21 protein-coding genes are annotated in these 20,592 nt (G+C 48.1%); 15 read left to right on the forward strand and 6 right to left on the reverse strand.

Going from position 1 to position 20,592, the window contains the following annotated elements:
• Window positions 1–71: 71 nt before the first annotated feature.
• The 4 genes from GGR41_RS03085 to GGR41_RS03100 all read left to right on the forward strand — a co-directional run bounded on the left by GGR41_RS03085 (window position 72) and on the right by GGR41_RS03100 (window position 3,924).
• Entirely contained in the window at window positions 72–701 is a 630-nt protein-coding gene (locus GGR41_RS03085; RefSeq protein ID WP_167660590.1) for a TRAP transporter small permease subunit, read from the forward strand.
• The gene (locus GGR41_RS03090; protein WP_167660777.1) at window positions 701–2,365 is read left to right on the forward strand and encodes a TRAP transporter large permease; all 1,665 of its coding nucleotides are present in this window, start codon (window positions 701–703) and stop codon (window positions 2,363–2,365) included. The genes GGR41_RS03085 and GGR41_RS03090 overlap by 1 nt, the downstream gene beginning before the upstream one ends.
• A gap of 65 nt (window positions 2,366–2,430) precedes the next feature.
• Window positions 2,431–3,075, forward strand: a complete 645-nt coding sequence (locus GGR41_RS03095) for a phosphoribosylanthranilate isomerase (RefSeq protein ID WP_167660591.1) — start codon at window positions 2,431–2,433, stop codon at window positions 3,073–3,075.
• Between the two features lie 45 nt (window positions 3,076–3,120).
• Entirely contained in the window at window positions 3,121–3,924 is an 804-nt protein-coding gene (locus tag GGR41_RS03100) for a TlpA disulfide reductase family protein (RefSeq protein WP_167660592.1), read from the forward strand.
• A gap of 36 nt (window positions 3,925–3,960) precedes the next feature.
• Here the strand turns inward: GGR41_RS03100 and GGR41_RS03105 are convergent, their stop codons facing one another.
• Entirely contained in the window at window positions 3,961–4,950 is a 990-nt protein-coding gene (locus tag GGR41_RS03105) for a bile acid:sodium symporter family protein (RefSeq protein ID WP_167660593.1), read from the reverse strand.
• Window positions 4,951–4,959: 9 nt separating this feature from the next.
• On the reverse strand, window positions 4,960–5,343 hold the full coding sequence (gene crcB / locus GGR41_RS03110) for a fluoride efflux transporter CrcB (RefSeq protein WP_167660594.1): 384 nt from the start codon (window positions 5,341–5,343) through the stop codon (window positions 4,960–4,962).
• Window positions 5,344–5,404: 61 nt separating this feature from the next.
• Between crcB and GGR41_RS03115 the strand changes: the two genes are divergently transcribed.
• From GGR41_RS03115 to GGR41_RS03140, 6 genes are all read left to right on the forward strand, one after another.
• A complete protein-coding gene (locus GGR41_RS03115) occupies window positions 5,405–6,160 on the forward strand; it encodes an SIR2 family NAD-dependent protein deacylase (protein WP_167660595.1) in 756 nt (251 codons plus the stop codon).
• 115 nt (window positions 6,161–6,275) lie between these two features.
• Window positions 6,276–6,770, forward strand: coding sequence for a tRNA adenosine(34) deaminase TadA (tadA, locus tag GGR41_RS03120; protein WP_077733223.1), 495 nt, complete (start codon window positions 6,276–6,278; stop codon window positions 6,768–6,770).
• Between the two features lie 2 nt (window positions 6,771–6,772).
• Window positions 6,773–7,702 (forward strand): LD-carboxypeptidase, encoded by a 930-nt coding sequence (locus tag GGR41_RS03125; protein ID WP_371019566.1) that lies wholly within the window; start codon window positions 6,773–6,775, stop codon window positions 7,700–7,702.
• 46 nt (window positions 7,703–7,748) lie between these two features.
• A complete protein-coding gene (locus GGR41_RS03130; protein ID WP_167660597.1) occupies window positions 7,749–9,353 on the forward strand; it encodes an ABC-F family ATPase in 1,605 nt (534 codons plus the stop codon).
• A gap of 6 nt (window positions 9,354–9,359) precedes the next feature.
• On the forward strand, window positions 9,360–9,983 hold the full coding sequence (locus tag GGR41_RS03135; protein ID WP_167660598.1) for an IMPACT family protein: 624 nt from the start codon (window positions 9,360–9,362) through the stop codon (window positions 9,981–9,983).
• Between the two features lie 79 nt (window positions 9,984–10,062).
• A complete protein-coding gene (locus GGR41_RS03140; RefSeq protein ID WP_167660599.1) occupies window positions 10,063–11,418 on the forward strand; it encodes an alanine/glycine:cation symporter family protein in 1,356 nt (451 codons plus the stop codon).
• Between the two features lie 123 nt (window positions 11,419–11,541).
• Here GGR41_RS03140 and trxA read toward each other — a convergent pair whose 3' ends face one another.
• The gene (gene trxA / locus GGR41_RS03145) at window positions 11,542–11,913 is read right to left on the reverse strand and encodes a thioredoxin (RefSeq protein WP_167660600.1); all 372 of its coding nucleotides are present in this window, start codon (window positions 11,911–11,913) and stop codon (window positions 11,542–11,544) included.
• A 104-nt stretch (window positions 11,914–12,017) separates the two neighbouring features.
• Window positions 12,018–13,310 carry an NCS2 family permease gene (locus GGR41_RS03150; RefSeq protein ID WP_167660601.1) on the reverse strand — a complete coding sequence of 431 codons (1,293 nt, stop codon included), beginning with the start codon at window positions 13,308–13,310 and terminating at the stop codon, window positions 12,018–12,020.
• Between the two features lie 93 nt (window positions 13,311–13,403).
• Between GGR41_RS03150 and tsaD the strand changes: the two genes are divergently transcribed.
• Window positions 13,404–14,438 carry a tRNA (adenosine(37)-N6)-threonylcarbamoyltransferase complex transferase subunit TsaD gene (gene tsaD / locus GGR41_RS03155; RefSeq protein ID WP_167660602.1) on the forward strand — a complete coding sequence of 345 codons (1,035 nt, stop codon included), beginning with the start codon at window positions 13,404–13,406 and terminating at the stop codon, window positions 14,436–14,438.
• On the opposite strand, the gene plsY is transcribed toward tsaD, so the two are convergent.
• Window positions 14,435–15,064, reverse strand: coding sequence for a glycerol-3-phosphate 1-O-acyltransferase PlsY (plsY, locus tag GGR41_RS03160; protein WP_167660603.1), 630 nt, complete (start codon window positions 15,062–15,064; stop codon window positions 14,435–14,437). The genes tsaD and plsY overlap by 4 nt on opposite strands.
• Window positions 15,065–15,173: 109 nt before the next feature.
• On the opposite strand from plsY, the gene surE reads away from it, so the two are divergent.
• From surE to rlmD, 4 genes are read left to right on the forward strand one after another with little or no spacing between them, the layout of a single operon-like run.
• A complete protein-coding gene (gene surE / locus GGR41_RS03165; protein ID WP_167660604.1) occupies window positions 15,174–15,917 on the forward strand; it encodes a 5'/3'-nucleotidase SurE in 744 nt (247 codons plus the stop codon).
• Between the two features lie 28 nt (window positions 15,918–15,945).
• Window positions 15,946–16,740 carry a protein-L-isoaspartate(D-aspartate) O-methyltransferase gene (locus tag GGR41_RS03170; RefSeq protein ID WP_167660605.1) on the forward strand — a complete coding sequence of 265 codons (795 nt, stop codon included), beginning with the start codon at window positions 15,946–15,948 and terminating at the stop codon, window positions 16,738–16,740.
• Window positions 16,741–16,755: 15 nt separating this feature from the next.
• The gene (locus GGR41_RS03175; protein ID WP_167660606.1) at window positions 16,756–17,616 is read left to right on the forward strand and encodes a peptidoglycan DD-metalloendopeptidase family protein; all 861 of its coding nucleotides are present in this window, start codon (window positions 16,756–16,758) and stop codon (window positions 17,614–17,616) included.
• Between the two features lie 21 nt (window positions 17,617–17,637).
• Complete coding sequence (gene rlmD / locus GGR41_RS03180; protein WP_167660608.1) at window positions 17,638–18,996, forward strand: 23S rRNA (uracil(1939)-C(5))-methyltransferase RlmD; 1,359 nt, start codon at window positions 17,638–17,640, stop codon at window positions 18,994–18,996.
• Window positions 18,997–19,126: 130 nt separating this feature from the next.
• Here rlmD and argH read toward each other — a convergent pair whose 3' ends face one another.
• Window positions 19,127–20,533 carry an argininosuccinate lyase gene (gene argH, locus GGR41_RS03185; RefSeq protein ID WP_167660609.1) on the reverse strand — a complete coding sequence of 469 codons (1,407 nt, stop codon included), beginning with the start codon at window positions 20,531–20,533 and terminating at the stop codon, window positions 19,127–19,129.
• Window positions 20,534–20,592 lie beyond the last annotated feature (59 nt).

Here is a 20,592-nt window from a genome sequence, read left to right on the forward strand (position 1 = left end):
CGTCCGTAGTGCATGACTCAGTGCGGATAGAATGCATCTATTACGAATCCCCTTTTGTTACATAAACGCTTATGTCTTTTTTATTAAAAATTTCCTCATGGATAGACCGGCTGAATAAAACGGTCGGTGGGGCTGTGGCTTGGCTCACGCTCATTGTGGTGGTGGTGAGTGCAGTCAATGCAGTGGTTCGTAAAGTGTTCAGTGTAAGTTCTAACGCTTGGCTAGAACTGCAATGGTATTTGTTTGGTGCTATTTTTCTTTTGGCAGCCGGCTATACTTTTTTGCGTAATGAGCACGTACGCGTTGATGTATTAGCTCAGCGCTTTAGTCGTAAAACCCAAGTGTACATAGAAATCATAGGGGTGGTTTTTTTCCTTTTGCCTGCGTGTGGTTTAGTGTTTTGGCTCTCGCTACCGTATTTTTATAAATCCTATGTATTGCTTGAGCAATCATCGAATACAGGGGGGCTAATCCGTTGGCCGGTGAAATTACTCATTCCGGTTGGGTTTGGCTTATTGATTTTGGCTGGTATTTCTCACTTGATCCGAAGTGTGGGTTTTTTAATGGGGCGCTGTAACGATCCTTTGTCTGATGCCGATGCATTACAAAAAACAGAGGGCAGTAGCACCGAGGAAATGATGATAATTGCGGAAGAAACACTAGAGCAGAACCGTCAACGTGCTCAACAAGGAGACGTATGATGGATTTCATTATCGCGAATCTAGCGCCTATTATGTTTTTTAACCTCATAGCGTTTTTGCTGTTAGGTTTTCCAGTAGCTTTTACGTTAGCGGCTACCGGTATTTTGTATGGTTTAGTGGCTATTGAACTAAACCTCATGCAGCCGGCATTGTTCCAAGCGTTGCCCCAACGTATTTTTGGTATCGTGGCTAACGATACACTGCTTGCTGTGCCATTTTTTACGCTGATGGGCTTAATTCTCGAACGGTCAGGAATGGCAGAAGACTTGCTCGATACCATTGGTCAATTATTTGGTCCAATCCGGGGCGGGCTTGCCATCGCCGTGGTATTTGTGGGCGCTATGTTAGCGGCAACCACAGGGGTGATTTCCGCCTCGGTGATTTCTATGGGCTTAATTTCCTTACCCATTATGTTGCGTTACGGGTATGACCGACGCTTAGCCACGGGTGTGATTGCAGCGTCAGGCACCTTGTCGCAAATTATCCCCCCATCAATTGTACTCATCATCTTAGCCGATCAACTGGGTCGTTCTATTGGTGACATGTATCGTGGTGCTATTGTACCGGGCTTAATACTAACGCTGGCCTATATCAGTTACGTGGTCATACTTTCTATTATCAAGCCCAAAAGCGCGCCGGCTTTACCGCCCGAAGCTCGGGTTTATATAGAACCGGACGGCAGCCGTGGCCTTAAATCCTTGATGGTATTGACTGTTATTGCTGCCATTATGGCGTTTTTGGGTACCGAGTATTACTTTGAAACTCACCTCAGTGCACCTATTGACGAACTCATCGTCATTGGTTTGTTAATTTGGGGTAGCGTTGCACTTCTGGTTGCCTTAATCAACAACCTTTTTAAATTAGGCCTGCTTTCTAAGATTGCCGAACGGGTCACCTTTGTGATGATCCCGCCTTTGTTCCTCATTTTCTTAGTGCTAGGCACTATTTTCATCGGTGTAGCGACCCCGACTGAAGGGGGAGCAATGGGGGCGGTGGGGGCAATTATTATGGCTGTTTCACGTCGCCGCTTATCCTTTACTCAATTGAAACAAGCTATGGGTTCCACGACGCGCTTATCGTGTTTTGTGGTCTTTATTTTGGTGGGCTCGACTATATTCAGTCTTAGTTTCCGGGGTATTAACGGCGACTTATGGGTGGAAAGCTTACTTATTGACTTGCCTGGTGGCGAGTTAGGGTTTTTGATTGCTGTCAGTATTCTGACCTTTGTGCTAGCGTTTTTCTTAGATTTCTTTGAGTTGGCATTTATTATCGTGCCATTGCTCGGGCCAGTTGCCGATAAAATGGGCATTGATCTCATTTGGTTTGGGGTGTTGTTAGCCGTTAATATGCAAACCTCATTTATGCATCCACCCTTTGGGTTCGCTTTATTCTTTTTGCGCTCTGTGGCAGCCAAAGAGGATTACGTGGATCACATTACAGGCAAGCCCATCCGTCGTGTGACAACCGGGGATATCTACTGGGGGTCTGTGCCGTTTATTGTGATTCAGCTTATCATGGTGGCTGCCGTCTTAGCTTTCCCTCAAATGGTCACTCACTACAAAGCAGCGGAAACCCAAATTGACCCATCTGAAATTCAATTTGGTACAGAAAGTATGTACGGTGATGATGGCTACGGTTACGGTGATAGCAATCCATTTCAGTAACAACGCTATCTAGGGTTAGACAGGCTGGGGTTCCAGCCTGTTTTTATTGGTTCATAGAGGTGATTATGCGTACTCGAGTGAAAATGTGTGGTTTTACTCGTACAGAAGATATTAAGGCCGCGGTACAGGCAGGGGCTGATGCAGTAGGCTTGGTGTTTTACGAGAAAAGCAAGCGTTATGTGTCTATTGCTCAAGCGGCTCATTTGCGTGCTCACTTGCCCGCCTTTGTGCAAAGTGTGGCGCTCTTTGTGAATGCAAAGCCGGCTTTTGTCCGCGACGTCATGCACAGCGTAAAACCCGACTTGTTGCAGTTTCATGGCGAAGAAAGCCCCGCATATTGCGAATCGTTCGACCATCCCTATATGCGTGCGTTTCGAGTTGGTGCTCCTGGCTTAGAAACCGCAGAGCAACTCCTTGAACAGTGCCGCCGCTACAGCAATGCTCAAGCGTGGCTTTTTGATAGTTACTCGCCAGCATATGGTGGAAGCGGCACCCGCTTCGATCTACAGCTTCTAGAGCATGTGTTAGCGCACCGCAAAGCAGACGAGCCTGAAATTATTTTAGCAGGCGGGGTAACACCTGATCGTTTACCACAGTTAATGACTCAAATTCATCCGTATGCCTTAGATGTGAGTAGCGCCATAGAAGACGCACCTGGTATGAAAAATGCCGCTAAAATGCAGGCTTTTATGAAAGCATTGAACTTCTGATTATTACACCGGTCTTATTACTTTTAATAATAAAATGGTGAGACTATGGTCAGCATCGGGCCGTTAGCACTCTCAAGCACAGTCGCTGTAAGCTTTCTGAGTGCTATCTGTATGTTTGTAGTGGCCGCGTATTTAGATCGGCGTTATCAGCTTGGGTTAGAGCGGTGGCTTTGGTGGATACTGCTGGGGGCATTAGGCGTAGGCCGGTTGGTTTTTGTGGTGCAGTATTGGGATGACTACAAGCAAAACCTTTGGGGTGTGGCGAATATCCGAGACGGGGGCTTTCATTTAGTAGCAGCCCTAAGTGTGCTGCTTGTGGCATTGGCGTACCAGGCTTACCAACACAAACCGTGGCGACGAGCCCTTGCTCAATTGGTGGGGGTTAGCTTTGTGTTTAGCGTATTTACTGCCAGTCTAGCAGCGTATTTTTTTCCTGCTCCACAGCAAATAAATACAGAGACATTGCGCTTGACTCAGCTTCAAGGGCAGCCAATTGACTTAGACGCATTCACTGATAAGCCATTGGTACTGAATTTATGGGCCAGCTGGTGCCCACCGTGCCGGGCTGAGATGCCGATCATGGCGGAAGCACAAAAACGCCATCCTGATTTGCATTTTGTTTTTGTGAACCAAGGCGAAAGTATTCAAGTGATTACACAGTTTTTACAGTCACAAAATCTTGAGCTAGAGCACGTGTTAAGTGATAGTCAATCCACGTTACTACACAGCATTCAAGGCCGAGCCTTACCCACGACATTATTTATTAATACTCAAGGCCAAGTGGTGGATATGCGTATGGGCGAATTATCCCAAGCCAGCTTAGCCGCCCATATAAAACGATTGCGCTAGTGTATAAAAAAGCCCTCAAAATGAGGGCTGGGAAACTTAACTATACGATGGCTCGGCATCGGGTGCTTTAAGTGCATATTGGTTGGCCATCATAGCGCAAGCCATTAATTGAATTTGGTGGAAAATCATTATGGGTAGCAAAGCTGGCCCTAACATTGCACCACTAAATAAAACTTGAGCCATCGGAACGCCAGTCGCTAGGCTTTTCTTGGAGGCGCAAAAAATGATGGTAATTTCATCAGCGCGGTTAAAGCCTAAACGTTGGGCTAAAAAGCGGGTTAGCCACAAAACGATCAATAGCAGCACGATACATACGACGCATAACGCCAGCAGTGCATTGGGTGGGACTTGGGACCAGAGGCCACTGACTACAGAAGAGCTGAAAGCAGTGTAAACCACTAATAAAATAGAGCTTTGATCGACGTTCTTTAACCAGCGCGAATTCCGAGTAATAAAGTTCGCAGTAAGGGGGCGTGAAAGGTGGCCCACCACAAACGGTAATAATAGCTGCAAGCTAATATCAATAATCGCGTCGGCCATCCCTGCTGTGCCAGCATTCGCATCTAGCATAATATTAAGAATGACGGGTGTGGCAACAATACCAATTAGGCTAGAGGCAGAGGCACTACAAACGGCGGCGGGAATATTCCCTTTAGCAATAGAGGTAAAGGCAATGGCAGATTGTACTGTACCAGGCAAGGCGCATAAGTACAGCATCCCTATGGTTAAAGGCACACCCAGCAAAGGAATAAGCACGGGCTTAAAAATCCAGCCAATCAAAGGGAAAACAATAAACGTAAAGCCAAACACCAAAATATGCAAACGCCAATGCGTCATGCCTGCGATGATGGCTTCACGCGATAACTTGGCACCGTGCATAAAGAAAAGCAGGGCAATGGCAAAGCGTGTGAGCCATTCAAAAAAAACCGCGCCATTGCCTTCGGCAGGCAACACCGTTGCGGCAATAACGACACCTATTAAAATAAGCGTGAAGTTATCAAAAATAAGACGTAATTTGGCGTACATAGTGGTGACCTATGAGCTAAAAGATTTAAAAATGACCCAACCTAGACTAAAACACAACAAACTACCTACTAAATGTAGTAGTAAATGAAAGAAAAAATAGAAATGTTGGCCTTGATGTAGCAAAGTGAAGCTTTCAGAGGTAAATGACGAGAACGTGGTGAGCCCACCCAGAAACCCCGTCATAATAAACAGTTGCAAAGCCGGCGATAGGGGCAAGGCTTTATGCAGTGCGCCCACAGTTAAGCCCATTAAAAAAGCACCCACAAGATTGGCTGTGAGGGTGCCAATGGCTAAGGCGGGCGAAAGGTGGTTCAGGCTAAGACCCAAAAGCCAGCGCAACACGGCACCACAGGCTCCGCCTAGGGCAACAAAAAAAACGCCGCTGTTTAGCAACCTGCCTCCTTGGTTTTTAATAGTTAATACATAAAGAGCTTACATCATAACGAGAATCAGCATGGTTAGTGAACCCATTATTAATACGATTAAAAAAGCGCGTCGGATTGTAGTATTTAGTGGTGCAGGCATGTCAGCCGAAAGCGGTGTTCCTACATTCAGAGATGATTTGGTTGGTTTATGGCAACAGTATGACCCAGCAGAGCTGGCCACGGCCGAAGCGTTCTTAAAAGACCCTGAGCTAGTCTGGGGTTGGTATGAATGGCGTCGTGCTCGTGTCGAACAGGCAGTACCTAATGCAGGGCATGTGGCTATTGCACAATGGCAGTCCCATTACCCTGTTACCATCGTGACACAAAACGTAGATAACCTGCACGAACGCGCCGGCAGCTACAATGTGATTCATATGCACGGCAATTTGCATGCAGCGTATTGCATTGACTGTAAAACGCCTTATTCGCTGTATCCACTTGCTACGCCTGCACCCGCAGAAGGGCGTCGTATAGCACCTCCTCGATGCGCACTCTGCCAGGGTATGGTGCGGCCGGGTGTCGTCTGGTTTGGCGAGCCCCTAATAGAAGCCGACTTGCGTGCTGCGATCTATGCCGCCGAGAACTGTGACTTAGTCATCGCAGTGGGTACGTCGGGTGTGGTGCAGCCCGCAGCGCTCATCCCTTATTGGGCTAAAGAAAAGGGGGCCCAAGTCATACAAATAAACCCCCATGAAAGTGCGATTGACGAAGTCAGCGACTATAATGTGCGCCAATCTGCAGCCACCGTCTTGCCGCATCTCGTACAGGCACTAGGCTATACGTAAAGTTACCGAGCCGCCCAAAGCTTCGTTATAATTATTGGTTTAGGTCTAGGCTTGTGTTGTTGGCTGCGCTGTGTGGCAAAACGCGCACAATGCCACACAGAAGGACACCCGTAGGATGAGTGAGTTTTCTTCCGCCGATACTCAGGCTATGCAATTAGCGCTACAATTGGCCCAGATTGCGTGGCAGCATGGCGAGGTTCCTGTCGGGGCCGTTTTACTTGATGCACAGGGGCATTTACTTGGTCAGGGTTATAATCAGGTCATTACGCGTTCTGATCCTACCCAACATGCCGAGATAGTCGCTTTACGTCAAGCCACAGCAACGGCAGCCAATTACCGATTACCCGGCAGTCAGCTGTTCGTTACTCTAGAGCCCTGCCTGATGTGCTTTGGGGCGTTGTTACATGCTCGAGTCGAGCGGGTTGTGTATGCCGCGCCCGATCCTAAAACAGGGGCATGCGGTAGCGTAGTATGCCTGCACGAGCATCCCACGTTAAACCACCAAACACAGGTGCAGGCGGGTCTGCTCCAAGACCAAGCCTCTCAACTCTTACGAGATTTTTTCAAAGAGCGACGTTTGCTCGCTAAACAAAAAAAGCGTGAATTATGACAATGACGTCACCCCATGCTTGCGATGCCCATTGCAGACATGAGCCCCATGGTATTTATATTATTTCTTCCTCCAACGCCGTTGAAAAAGCAGAACAGCTAGAGTTAGCACAGCAGCATTTGCGTGCCTTAGGTTGGGAGGTCGACCTTGATCAAGACGCGTTAGCGCGGTTTCAACGTTTTGCTGGCACTGACGAGCAGCGTGTGAATGCCATTCATCGTGCGCTAGAGCAACCTCATCAAGTCGTATTATCGAGTCGAGGTGGTTACGGCCTCAGTCGTTTACTGCCGGTTATCAACTGGCGCGCGGTGGCTGATAGTCACAAGCGTTTTGTTGGGCACAGTGACTTTACTGCGTTTAACAATGCGTTATTAGCCCAAACCGGTGCTATTAGTTACGCCGGCCCGTGCGCGGCCTTTGATTTTGGCGTAGCCGAGCCCGATGACCTCACATTGGATTTATTTCATGAGTCCATGACAGATCAGTTAGAGATCCTAAGCTTCGAGTCCGAAGGGTCCGATGCTGTCGATGCGCGTGGCGTACTGTGGGGGGGTAATTTAGCTATGGTGTGTTCGTTATTAGGCACGCCGTATTTCCCACATGTGGATCAAGGAATTTTGTTTTTAGAAGACGTGGGCGAGCATCCGTATCGTATCGAACGTATGCTGATGCAGCTTTGGCAAGCAGGGGTGTTGCAACGTCAACAGGCTATTGTGTTGGGCCACTTTACGGACTATAAATTAGCGCCGCGAGACAATGGTTTTGATTTAAACCAAGTGATCGCGTGGTTGCGACGCACCGTCAAGGTGCCTGTAGTGCATGGCCTGCCTTATGGGCACACCGAGGTCAAAGTGACACTGCCCATTGGTAAAAAAATAGGTATAGCCACTGAAAGCGATATGGCTTATTTGGTTATTGAGGAACATCACTAAAGCGTTGGCTTTGAGTGGTTTAATTAATTTTGAAAGACGCTTTGTTGTGATTACTACATCCAATTTGACCATTCAGTTTGGTCCAAAACCTTTATTTGAAAATGTTAACGCCAAGTTTGGCGGTGGTAACCGGTACGGCTTGATCGGTGCCAATGGTTCCGGAAAGTCTACGTTAATGAAAATTATTGGCGGCGATTTAGAACCCTCAGCGGGCAACGTCACGCTAGACCCTGGGCTAAGGCTAGGTAAGTTGCGTCAAGATCAGTTTGCTTTTGAAGACTACACGGTGTTGGATGTCGTCATGATGGGCCATACTGAAATGTGGCAAGCCATGACAGAGCGTGATGCCATTTATGCCAACTTAGAGGCCACCGAAGAAGACTACATGCGCGCTGCCGATCTAGAAGGGGTGTTTGCCGAGTATGACGGCTATACCGCGCAGTCGCGTGCAGGCGAGCTACTGCTGGGTTTGGAGATCCCCACCGAGCAACATCAGCTATTAATGAGTGAGCTAGCTCCTGGTTGGAAACTACGTGTGTTGTTAGCACAAGCTTTATTTTCTAATCCTGATGTGTTGTTACTGGATGAGCCCACGAATAACTTAGATATTAATACTATTCGTTGGCTTGAAGACGTGTTGAACTCCTACGACAGCACCATGATTATTATTAGTCATGATCGCCACTTTTTAAATCAAGTGTGTACGCACATGGCTGATTTGGACTATGGCGAGCTTCGGGTCTATCCGGGTAACTATGACGATTACATGTTGGCTTCGGCTCAAGCGCGAGAACGTCTAACCCAAGCGAATGCCAAGGCTAAAGAGCGCATTGGCGAGCTCCAAGATTTCGTGCGTCGTTTTTCTGCTAACAAGTCTAAAGCGCGTCAGGCTACCTCACGTATCAAACAAATTGATCGTATCAAAGCCGATACCGTAGAGGTCAAGCCGTCCTCACGCCAAAACCCTTATATTCGCTTCGAGCAAAGCAAACCTTTGCATCGTTTGGCGGTTAGCACCGAGGCCCTTAGCAAACGCTTTGAGCGTCCTATTATTCATAACTTGAATCTTACCGTCGAAGCGGGCGAGCGCATTGCTATTGTAGGGGCCAATGGGGTCGGTAAAACTACCTTGTTACGCTTATTACAAGGTGATCTCGAGGCAGACTCAGGTAAAGTGACTTGGGCAGAAAACGCAGATGTAGGCTATATGGCTCAGGATGTATCCGAACAGTTTGAGCAAGATGTCAATTTATTCGATTGGCTTCTTGAGCATCGCCAACCCGGCGACGATGATCAGGCATTACGATCGGTGTTAGGGCGGTTGTTGTTCTCTAATGATGACATTAAAAAATCCGTGCCTGTGTTGTCAGGAGGCGAAAAAAATCGTCTAAGCTTTGGTCGCTTAATGCTGACACGCAATAATGTTTTATTGATGGACGAGCCCACCAACCACTTAGACATGGAGTCCATCGAGTCGTTGCAAATTGCGCTCGAGAAATACCCAGGAACCTTGGTGTTTGTTTCCCATGACCGCGAGTTTGTTTCGGGCGTTGCCGGACGTATTATTGAAATTTTCCCTGATGGCAAGCTTGTGGACTATGTCGGTTCATACGATGATTATTTGGCTTACCGTGACAGTCAACACGCCTAGATAAGTATGCATTATCAATTAGACGGTTTTTATCAATACGAAGAAGACATCAAGAAAAGTCGGTTTTTGGCTTTAGCAGGGCCTATCGGCAGTGCTGAAGAGGCGATGGCGTTTATTCAAACTCATCACGTACCGGATGCCACCCATAATTGTTGGGCTTATAAACTAGGTGATGAGTACCGATTTAATGATGATGGCGAGCCTGGGGGAACAGCGGGCCGTCCTATGCTTCAAGCCATCGAGGGCCAAGATTGCGACCGGGTCGTGGTCTTGGTGATTCGATGGTTCGGGGGTGTCAAACTAGGAACGGGCGGCCTTATGCGTGCTTATGGTGGTGTGGCCGCGTCGTGCTTACGGTTAGCACCTAAAAGTCCCATTGTGCCGTTACAAACCGTGCAATGTTCGTGCGACTACAGTGATAGCGATTTAGTACGTTCTCGGTTTGCGCAGCATCAAGCACAGGTATTGAGCGAGGTATTTGGTGCGACAGGGGTAGAGTGGACATTGGCTTTGCCTTTAGATCAAGTGCAGGCTTTTGAGGAAGGCTTTTCAAACTGGACTCGAGGCCAAGGGTTTTGGTCTACCTTAGAAAAAACAGATAGCCAGTCGCTTCACGACGGCAAAACCTGACGATTTCCCTATAAAGGCTTGTTGTTTTATTTAAGATCGCTGTAAAGTGATCTTTTTTTATAAGCTCAAGGGGTCCGTAGTGGAAAAAATAATAGAGTGGATTAATATCATCAATGGTATCGCATGGGGGCCTCCCATGCTGTTGTTGCTGGCAGGTACCGGGGTGTTTTTAACATTCGGTTTGCGATTCATGCCGCAGCGCAAGCTAGGTTACGGATTTAAAATGCTTTGGCAAGGTCGCAGCAGCACCGAAAAAGGAGACATTAGTCCATTTAATGCCTTAATGACGGCTTTGTCAGCGACGATTGGTACGGGAAATATTGCTGGCGTTGCAACGGCTATTTTCTATGGTGGTCCAGGTGCCATTTTTTGGATGTGGTTAATTGCTTTAATTGGTATGGCCACTAAGTTCTGCGAGGCCACGCTGGCGGTGCATTTTCGCGAGGTGGATGCCAAGGGCCATTATGTAGGTGGCCCTATGTATTACATCCGTAATGGCCTAGGTCCTAATTGGAAATGGTTGGGCGTAATTTTTGCTATTTTTGGCATGTTTGCGGGCTTTGGCATTGGTAATAGCATTCAAGCCCATTCGGTCGCTGATGTGATGCAGTCTGCCTTTAGCGTGCCACCGTTGTTAACGGGTATTATTATTGCCTTACTGGTTGGAATGGTTTTATTAGGTGGCATTAAGCGTATCGGTGACGTGGCAGGAAAACTTGTCCCTTTAATGGCTGTGTTTTATGTAGGGGGCGGATTGTTGGTGCTAGCCCTTCATATTGATCGCATTCCTGATGCCATTTCCCTAATTTTGTATCATGCGTTTAATCCTACCGCCGCAGCGGGTGGCTTTGCTGGTGCTACTGTTTGGGCAGCGATTCGTTTTGGTGTGGCACGCGGTATTTTTTCCAACGAGGCCGGTCTAGGTAGTGCTCCTATCGCTCATGCTACCGCTAAAACAGATAGTCCAATCCGTCAGGGTACGGTGGCTATGCTCGGTACATTTTTAGATACGATTGTGGTTTGTACCATTACGGCTTTAGTGATTGTGGTAACAGGGGCGTGGCAAAGCGGGGAAAATGGTGCCACCTTGTCTGCCCATGCGTTTTCTCATGGTTTGGGGCCCGTGGGGCGCTATATAGTCAGTATAGGTGTCGCTTTGTTCGCATTTACCACTATTATCGGCTGGAGTTTTTACAGTGAAAAGTGTGCTCAGTTCTTGTTTGGCGAGCGCTCTAACTTTCCTTTCCGTTTGATTTGGGTGGTTGTTATTCCAATTGGTACGTTGCCTGGTATGGATTTAGGTAGTTTATGGTTGGTAGCAGACACCTTGAACGCACTCATGGCGATTCCTAACTTAATTGCCTTATTGCTTTTAAGCCCGGTGGTTTTTAAATTAACCAAAGCCTATTTTGCGTCGCCTGCGGAACAAAAATAATTAGTTTGTTTGGTACTCAAACGCCCCGTTAAGTATTAACGGGGCGTTTAGTATTACCAAGCTATTGATAGATGGTAAAAAGCCCAGTTTAACACTGGGCTTGGGCCTAATGGATGAGTCTGTCTAGGCTTGGTTGTTTTGTTGTGCTGCAATTTCAGCGTGAACTTCTTCCATATTCACAGCTTTGACTTGCTCGATCAGCTCTTCGAGCTGAGATTCGGCTAAAGCACCGGAATGTTGGAATAGTAAAACGCGTTCGCGGAACACCATAATAGTAGGAATTGAGCGAATGCGCATAGCGGCAGCTAATTCCTCTTGTTCCTCAGTGTTTACTTTGGCAAACACAATATCGTCGTGTTTAGCAGCGGCGGCTTCGTAAGTAGGGGCAAACTGTTGGCAAGGACCGCACCAAGGGGCCCAGAAATCGATAATTAAGGTTTTATCGCCTTCAACAGCTGCTTGGAAGGTGTCTTGAGTAAGATCAACGGTGCTCATAATTCTTCCTTGAATATGAAAAGGCGGCTAATAAAGCCGCCTTTTTGTGTATAGATGTCTACCTAGTAGGGATAGTGTACCGTGTTTTATAAATAAATACAGGCTTAATCAGGATAAAACGCGTATTTAATAATGAACAAAATGGCCACGATGGCTGTGGCGGGATGAATGGAACGAAACTGCCCAGTGAGTAATTTAATCACCACGTAGCTGATAAAACCAAACGCTAAACCGTTAGCAATCGAGTAGGTGAAGGGCATGGTAATAGCAGTAATAGCGGCAGGGGCAGCCTCTGTCATGTCGTCCCAATCAATCTCAGCCACTTCGCGTAGCATTAAGCCTGCTACATATAACAAAGCAGGCGCTGTGGCATAGGCGGGAACCATTTTAGCTAGCGGGGCAAAAAGCAGTGCCAATAAAAAGCAAGCGGCAATAGTGAGCGCTGTAAGGCCGGTGCGACCCCCTGCCTGGACACCCGAGGCGCTTTCCACATAGGCGGTAGTACTACTAGTGCCGATAAGTGAGCCAGCCACAATCGCTGTGCTATCCGCAAATAAAGCACGACCTAAACGTCCAGTATCGGTATCTGTAATAAGTTTAGCGCGCTTGGCTACACCCAACATGGTGCCGGTGGCATCAAAAACCTCTACTAACACCAAGACTAAAATTACATGAGCTAGTCCCATATGCAAAGCGCCTACGATATCTAGCTGCAAGAAAGTGGGGGCAATGCTAGGGGGTAAGGAAAAAATCCCCAGATAGTCGTTATGACCAGTAAGGGTAGCCAAGGCCGTGATGGCTAAAATTCCAATCAGAATGGCTCCACGTACTTTAAGCGCATCTAGGGCGGTAATAATGAAAAAACCGAGAATAGCAAAAATAGCTGCAGGCTGAGTTAAATCGCCAATACCAATCTTAGTGGCAGGGTGCTCGACGACAATGCCGGCATTCATCATAGCGATAATGGCTAAAAATAAACCAATACCGGCTGCGATGGCGGCACGCAATGAACGAGGAATCCCTGCAATAATCCACCCACGAATGCCTGTCGCTGTTAAAATTAAAAAGATAATGCCGGAAATAAAAACGGCACCTAGTGCGACTTGCCAGGTAGCGCCTAAAGACGCCACCACAGTAAAGGCAAAAAAGGCGTTTAAGCCCATACCAGGAGCCATACCAATCGGCCAGTTCGCCACAAAGGCCATGATTAACGTACCCACAATAGCCGCTAAGCATGTCGCTACGAAAATAGCCCCATGATCCATGCCGGTAGTGGCCAGAATATTAGGGTTCACAATGATAATGTAGGACATGGTTAAAAAGGTCGTTATACCTGCCATGACCTCGGTTTTAACATTGGTACCATGTTCGTTAAGCTTAAAAAAACGCTCAAACATAAGGCTTCCTGTTTAGAAATAAACGTAAATGAATAACCACGCAATTTTATGCCATAAGTACACTTGAATGCTATGGCACGATGTAGAAACAACATGAAGATACTTGGATATGAAAGCTCGTGTGACGAGACCGGGGTGGCCGTTGTATGCACCGAACAAGGGCTTATTGCCCATGGCTTGCATAGTCAAATTGCTATGCACCGTGCTTTTGGTGGGGTGGTGCCCGAGCTGGCCTCACGCGATCATATACGTCGTGTACTCCCGCTAACCCAGCAAGTTTTGGCGGACGCGGGCATGACGCTAGATGACATTGACGCCATTGCTTATACCGCTGGGCCTGGTCTTAATGGCGCTTTATTGGTTGGCGCCAGTTTTGCGAATGCCTTGGCGTGGGCGCGCGGTATACCAACTATTCCTATTCACCACCTCGAAGGGCACTTGCTGTCGCCTTTGTTGGCCCAGCCAGCGCCTACCTTTCCATTTGTGGCTCTGTTGGTATCGGGGGGGCATACGCAGATCATGCAAGTCGACGGGGTAGGCCAGTATCGTTTGTTAGGTGAAACCTTGGACGATGCAGCTGGCGAGGCATTTGATAAAAGCGCCAAGCTCTTGGGCCTGTCATATCCGGGTGGTCCCGCCTTAGCGGCCTTAGCCCAAAAAGGGGACCCAGAGCGCATTGCTTTACCACGCCCTATGGTGCACAGCGGGGATTTAGACTTTAGTTTCAGTGGACTAAAAACGGCAGTCCTAACGGCGCTACGTAAAATGGAAAAAGACCAAGGTCAGGTCACACCTCAGGATCATGCCGATTTGGCAGCGGCCACCCAAGCCGCCATTGTGGATGTATTGGCAATTAAATCGCTACGTGCCTTAAAACAAAGCGGTTTAAAGCGTTTAGTAGTGGCTGGCGGCGTCGGGGCGAATCAGCGTTTGCGAGACCATTTGCTTAGTGAAACACGCCGTATGGGTGCGCAGGTGTATTTTCCACCTGTCAGCTTGTGTACAGATAACGGCGCCATGATTGCTTTTGCTGCAGCGCAACGTGTTAAAGCGGGGATTCAACATCCTGAAATGGACCCCAGCTTTAAAGTACGCCCACGCTGGGATCTCGAAGACGTAGCCAGCTAGCGCTTTTTCTGACCAATTCGTGTTTCTTGGCCCAACATTAAACGCTGTATATTGGCGGCATGACGCCACAATAATAATGCGCTTAGCACGCCAATGGCTAGCGCTTCCGGCTTATCTAGAGGCCAAAGGCTGTTTGCCCCTAGAAAATAATACAGTGGGGCACAGAGGGCCGCCACAATGGCGGCTAAAGATGAATACTTAAACGTATAGGCGACGGCTAGCCATGTTAGGGCACAAGCCAAGGCCAAAAGTGGCTGCAGAGCAATCAGAATTCCTATCGCCGTGGCGACGCCTTTGCCCCCTTTAAAGCCAAGCGTAAAAGGAAAGACATGGCCTAGAAACACTGCAATGGCACTGGCGGCGACCACCAAGCTGCTTAAATCAAAATAAGTGCTGACCCAATTAGCTAAACAAACCGCTACGGTGCCTTTTAATAAATCACCCAACAACGTCAGTGCAGCGGCTTTTTTATTCCCACTACGCAGCACATTCGTAGCGCCTGGATTACTTGAACCAAATGTACGCGGATCGGCTAGGCCCATTAACCGACTCACAATGACGGCAAAGGGCAGGGACCCAAGCGCATACGCGCAGCCTATAGTAAGTAAAGCAATCAACCAGAGCATAACGTGATCCGTAAAGAAAAGACTAAGAGTCGCGATTCTACTTGAACTGAAGTAATAATCAAAATAAAACAGGTACAATTAGTCGTATTAGAAAATAATGAGTTAACTAATGAAAATAGTAATTGCAAATGATGACGGCTACAACGCACCCGGTATCGAGGCGCTCTATCACGCGCTGGCCGATTTGGGCGACATTACAGTCATTGCGCCTGAAAGTAATTGTAGTGGTTCTTCCAATTCACTGACATTAAACCGACCTTTATCTGTGCAAAAGGCGCATAATGGATTTTATTATGTCAATGGTACGCCTTCTGATTGTATCCATATTGCATTAACTGGTTTGCTCGATTTCAGGCCCGATCTCATTGTTTCGGGTATTAATAACGGGGCTAATATGGGCGACGATACTCTGTACTCAGGCACCGTAGCAGCGGCTATGGAAGGCCATTTGTTTGGTATTCCTGCGTTAGCATTCTCTTTAATAGAAAAAGGGTGGGCTCATTTAGATACCGCAGCGCATGTAGCTCGCGAGCTTGTGCTTAAAACACGCACCCAGCCTCTCGAGCCGGGCACCTTGTTGAACGTTAATATTCCTTCTGTTCCGCTTACAGCGTTAAACGGCTATGCGGTAACGCGCCTAGGTAAGCGTCATCCTGCCGAGCCCGTGGTAAAAAGCACCACGCCTTACGGTGATCCCATTTATTGGATAGGTCCTGTAGGAAAGGCCGTTGACTTTGCGCTTGAAACCGATTTCGGAGCGACGCAAAATTTGCAGGTATCCGTCACGCCGTTGCGTTTTGATTTAACCGATCATCAGCAGCTCGCCAGTACCGAAGCATGGATCCAAGGCTAAGATGAAAAAAGCGCGGGCTCAACAGTGTATGGTTAGTACCAGTAAAGCACTAAACCGATTCGGTCGTAGTCGGTTTGAGCCCATGTTTTCATCTAAAAACAGCAATACTAAAATTCTTTCGTTTTCCCCTAGTCCTACACAAATCGAACCGACTTATACGCCTGCAGCCAATCAAAACTTAGGTTTAACCTCAAAACGTGCTCAAGCGCACTTGATCCGTTGTCTAGAGTTAGCAGGCATTAAAGACCAGTGCGTCCTGAACGCCATGCGTCAAGTTCCGCGTCATGTATTTGTAGATCAGGGTTTAGCCAGTCGCGCTTATGAAAACGATGCTTTGCCAATTGGGTACGGACAAACTATTTCCCAACCCTGGATCGTAGCGCGTATGGTGGCGTTGCTCCTAAAAGACCACCTGCCACAACGAGTCTTAGAGATCGGGGCTGGATGCGGTTATCAAACCGCTGTACTAACGCATCTTATACCGCAGGTCTTTGCTCTAGAGCGGATTGCTCCCCTTTATGAGCTCGCGCAGCGCAACTTGCAAGAATTAGGTGTAATAGAGCAAGTTCGTTTAAAATTCGGTGATGGTATCCAGGGCTGGCCTGATGCCGCCCCTTTTGATGCCATTATTGTGGCCGCAGCCGGCCCTCAAATACCTAAGCAACTACTTGAACAACTTGCCATTGGGGGCTGTTTAGTGGCTCCCGAGGGTGATTTATATCAACGTTTAGTCTACATTAGACGATACGGCGTCAGCCAATGGCAGCGTCATGAACTCGAAACCGTGCGTTTTGTTCCATTAAAATCGGGAACGCAAATTTAACTTTAGGAGAGCAACATGCAGCAAGCTGGTACGACTATGTCTCCCGCTGCTTCGATTTTATCGATACGACAACCTATCCGCTGGTTGGTCGCTGGGACGATGGTAACGTCTTTGGTGCTATCGGGGTGTAGCACTAATACACCGGCTCCTATTACCGATATTCATTCTTCTACGCCCAGTGCACCTCAATCTACTGCAGGCGGTAATTACACCGTACAAGTCGGGGACACGCTTTATAAAATTGCTCAGCAACATGGCACCACTGTTCAAGCCATCGCTAATGCAAATAATATTACGGATCCGTCTCAGCTACGAGTAGGGCAAGTGTTAGTGGTTAATGGGGCCAGTCAAGTCGCGCAAACCAGCACGCCTGCGCCACGGCCTAGTACAACGCCGGTTCCTGGTTCAGACTCAAACGCAGCCACGACCTCTCCTGTTACGACATCTAGCAGCACGAGCCCAACGAGTTCAGCCAGTGTATCGACCAAATCGCCTCGCGCCAGTGATGCGAATTTAATCAGTTGGGGCTGGCCCACCAACGGGAAAATTATTCAAAGTTTCACGGCCAGCACAAAAGGGATTGACTTAGAAGGTAATGTGGGTGACGCAGTGAACGCCGCGGCCGATGGCAAAGTCATGTACGCAGGCAATGGCGTGCGTGGTCTAGGTAACCTCATTTTGCTAGGTCATAGCAACGGGTTTATTACGGCTTATGCCCATAATGACTCCCTCATCGTTAAGACGGGGCAAGAGATTAAAAAAGGTCAACGTATTGCGACGTTAGGTCAAAGTGATACCTCGTCACCACGTCTACATTTTGAGATCCGTCGTCGTGGAACGCCAGTTAACCCATTATCTTACTTACCCGAACGTTAAATTTCTGTTGTGACGCCGACTATGAGCGATTTATTAGAAGTAGAGTCTTTAGACCTTGAAGGTCGAGGTGTAGCACACCAAGCCGATGGTAAGGTGGTATTTATTGATGGGGCCTTGCCCGGTGAGCTCGTCCGCGCACAAATAACACGTCAGAAGCCCAGTTTCGATCGTGCTAAATTGGTCGAAGTGGTGCGTCCCTCCTCACAACGGGTCGAGCCACCGTGCCCTAATTTTGGCGTTTGTGGTGGGTGCTTAATGCAGCACCTAGAGCCCACCGCCCAAGTCGCTATTAAACAGCGCGCCCTAGAGGACGCCTTCCATCATATTGGTAAGGTCCAGCCAAAACAGCTTTTAGCGGCGATGCACGGCCCCTACTTTGGCTACCGGTTTAGGGCACGCTTTTCTGCCCGCTTTGTCCAGAAAAAAGGCGGCATGCTCGTCGGGTTTCGCGAGCGCAATGGCCGTTATGTCGTGGATATGGATCAATGTCTGGTGATCCCAAAGCATGTCTCTGATTTATTGCGCCCGTTACGCACGAGCCTAAGCACCTTATCCAGACCTGACCGGATTCCACAGATTGAATTAGCGGTGGGTGATGCCTGTACCGTCTTGACGTTACGCCACATGGAGCCACTGACCGCAGCTGATTTACAGGTGCTGCGTGACTTTGCCCAGCAGCATAATATTGTTTGGTGGTTACAACCTAAAGGCCCAGAGACAGCACACCCATTAAACCCAGAGGATGCTGACTGCCTTCACTACGATCTGCCTGATTACGGCTTAAAAATGCCGTTCAAACCAGCGGATTTTACCCAAGTAAATCATCAGATTAACCGCGAGCTAATTCGTCGCGCTTTACGCCTACTGGCCATTCAACCTCAGGACCGTGTCGCTGATTTATTTTGCGGCTTAGGTAATTTTAGTTTGCCGATGGCGCGCTTTGCTAGAGAGGTCGTAGGTATCGAAGGCAGTGCCACACTGACTCAACGCGCAACGCAGGCAGCGGCATTACACGGTCTTAGCCAACAAGCTAAATTTAGCACCTTAAATTTGTTTGAAGTGGGTGCTGAATGGTTGCGAGAATTAGGGTATTTTGATCGGGTACTGATTGATCCTCCTCGTGATGGGGCGTTTGCCGTCGCAAAAGCCTATGCAGAACTCAGTTTAGCCGAGCGCCCCAAACGCATCGTGTATGTCTCGTGTAATCCAGCCACCTTAGCTAGAGATGCAGGCATTTTGGTACACCATGGGGGTTACGACTTAAAGGCTGCGGGCGTGATTAATATGTTTCCCCATACAGGTCATATTGAGTCCATTGCAGTGTTCGAGGCCGGTCAAACAGGGCCATTAAAACCTGTTGTCGCCGAAGACGCAGACTAACTGCTACTAATCGGCTATCAAAATGCCCCGACTTATCGGGGCATTTTGGTATGAAAGTATGGCTTTTACATGGTCTGCGCGGTGAGCCTCGTCATGCAGGGCGAAGGTAGCGCAGACGGTGCCACGATGCTTAGTTATCTAAAATACGTTGTGCCTCAATGCGGACTCGTTCAGGGGCCGTGCCACCTAGGTGATTGCGGGCGGCAACTGAGCCCTCTAGAGTAAGCACACCAAAAATGTCCTCTTCGATTGAAGGGTGAAAAGCCTGAAGTTCTGCTAGCGACAAATCAGCTAAGTCACACCCTTTTTGCTCGCATTCTCGTACCGCTAATGCAACGGTTTCATGCGCATCACGGAAAGGAAGACCTTTTTTCACTAAGTAATCGGCCAAATCCGTAGCGGTGGCAAAGCCTTGTAAAGCAGCCGCGCGCATGGCATCGGCTTTCACACGAATGCCAGAGACCATATCAACGAAAATCGTGAGGGTGTCGCGAATAGTATCGGCGGCATCAAACAAGCCTTCTTTGTCTTCTTGGTTGTCCTTGTTGTAAGCTAAGGGTTGGCCTTTCATTAGTGTTAATAAGGCAATAAGATGCCCATTAACACGACCGGTTTTGCCTCGTGCTAATTCAGGTACGTCAGGGTTTTTCTTTTGGGGCATGATCGAGCTGCCCGTGCAAAAGCGGTCTGCAAGTTCAATAAAACCGACGCGTGGACTCATCCAAATGATCAGCTCTTCGGATAAACGGGAAATATGCGTCATGATTAAAGCGGCTGCGGCACAGAATTCAATTGCAAAGTCTCGGTCAGAAACGGCATCCAACGAGTTGCGACATACCTCGTCAAAGCCGAGCAATTGAGCGGTCAGCTCGCGGTCAATAGGGTATGAGGTACCCGCTAACGCCGCAGCGCCCAGTGGAAGACGGTTAACACGCTTGCGGCAGTCGAGTAGACGCTCGTGATCGCGATTAAACATTTCTGCGTACGCTAACAAATGGTGGCCAAAAGTGACTGGCTGCGCGACTTGTAAATGGGTAAAGCCCGGTAGAATCGTATCGGCATGCTCTAGAGCCAGGGCGGCTAGGTTCTTTTGTAGCTCGACAAGCAGTTCTGCGCTTTGATCAATCTCACTACGCAACCAAAGACGAATGTCAGTCGCTACTTGGTCATTACGTGAACGGCCAGTGTGCAAGCGCTTGCCTGCATCACCAATAATTTCCACTAACCGTTTTTCAATGTTTAAGTGGACGTCTTCTAGATCAAGCAGCCATTCAAATTGGTCCGCTTCGATTTCGCCGATGATTTGCTGCATACCGCGTTCGATGGCGTCTTGGTCTTCACTACTGATGACACCTACAGTGGCAAGCATTTTGGCATGAGCCAACGAGCCTTGAATGTCAAATAGAGCAAGGCGCTTATCAAAATCGACAGAGGCAGTGTATCGTTTCACTAGGTCTGAGACGGGTTCTGTAAAACGCGCAGACCAAGCTTGGGATTTGTTCGCAAATTGGTTTTGGTTATTAGATGAGTTAGACATAGATGATAAGTAAAGTGAAGATCAAATCAATAGCACTATGTTAACCTTTTTACCTCTAC

This window comes from Paenalcaligenes hominis, from assembly GCF_011927625.1.
GTDB classification, from domain to species: Bacteria; Pseudomonadota; Gammaproteobacteria; order Burkholderiales; family Burkholderiaceae_B; genus Paenalcaligenes; species Paenalcaligenes hominis.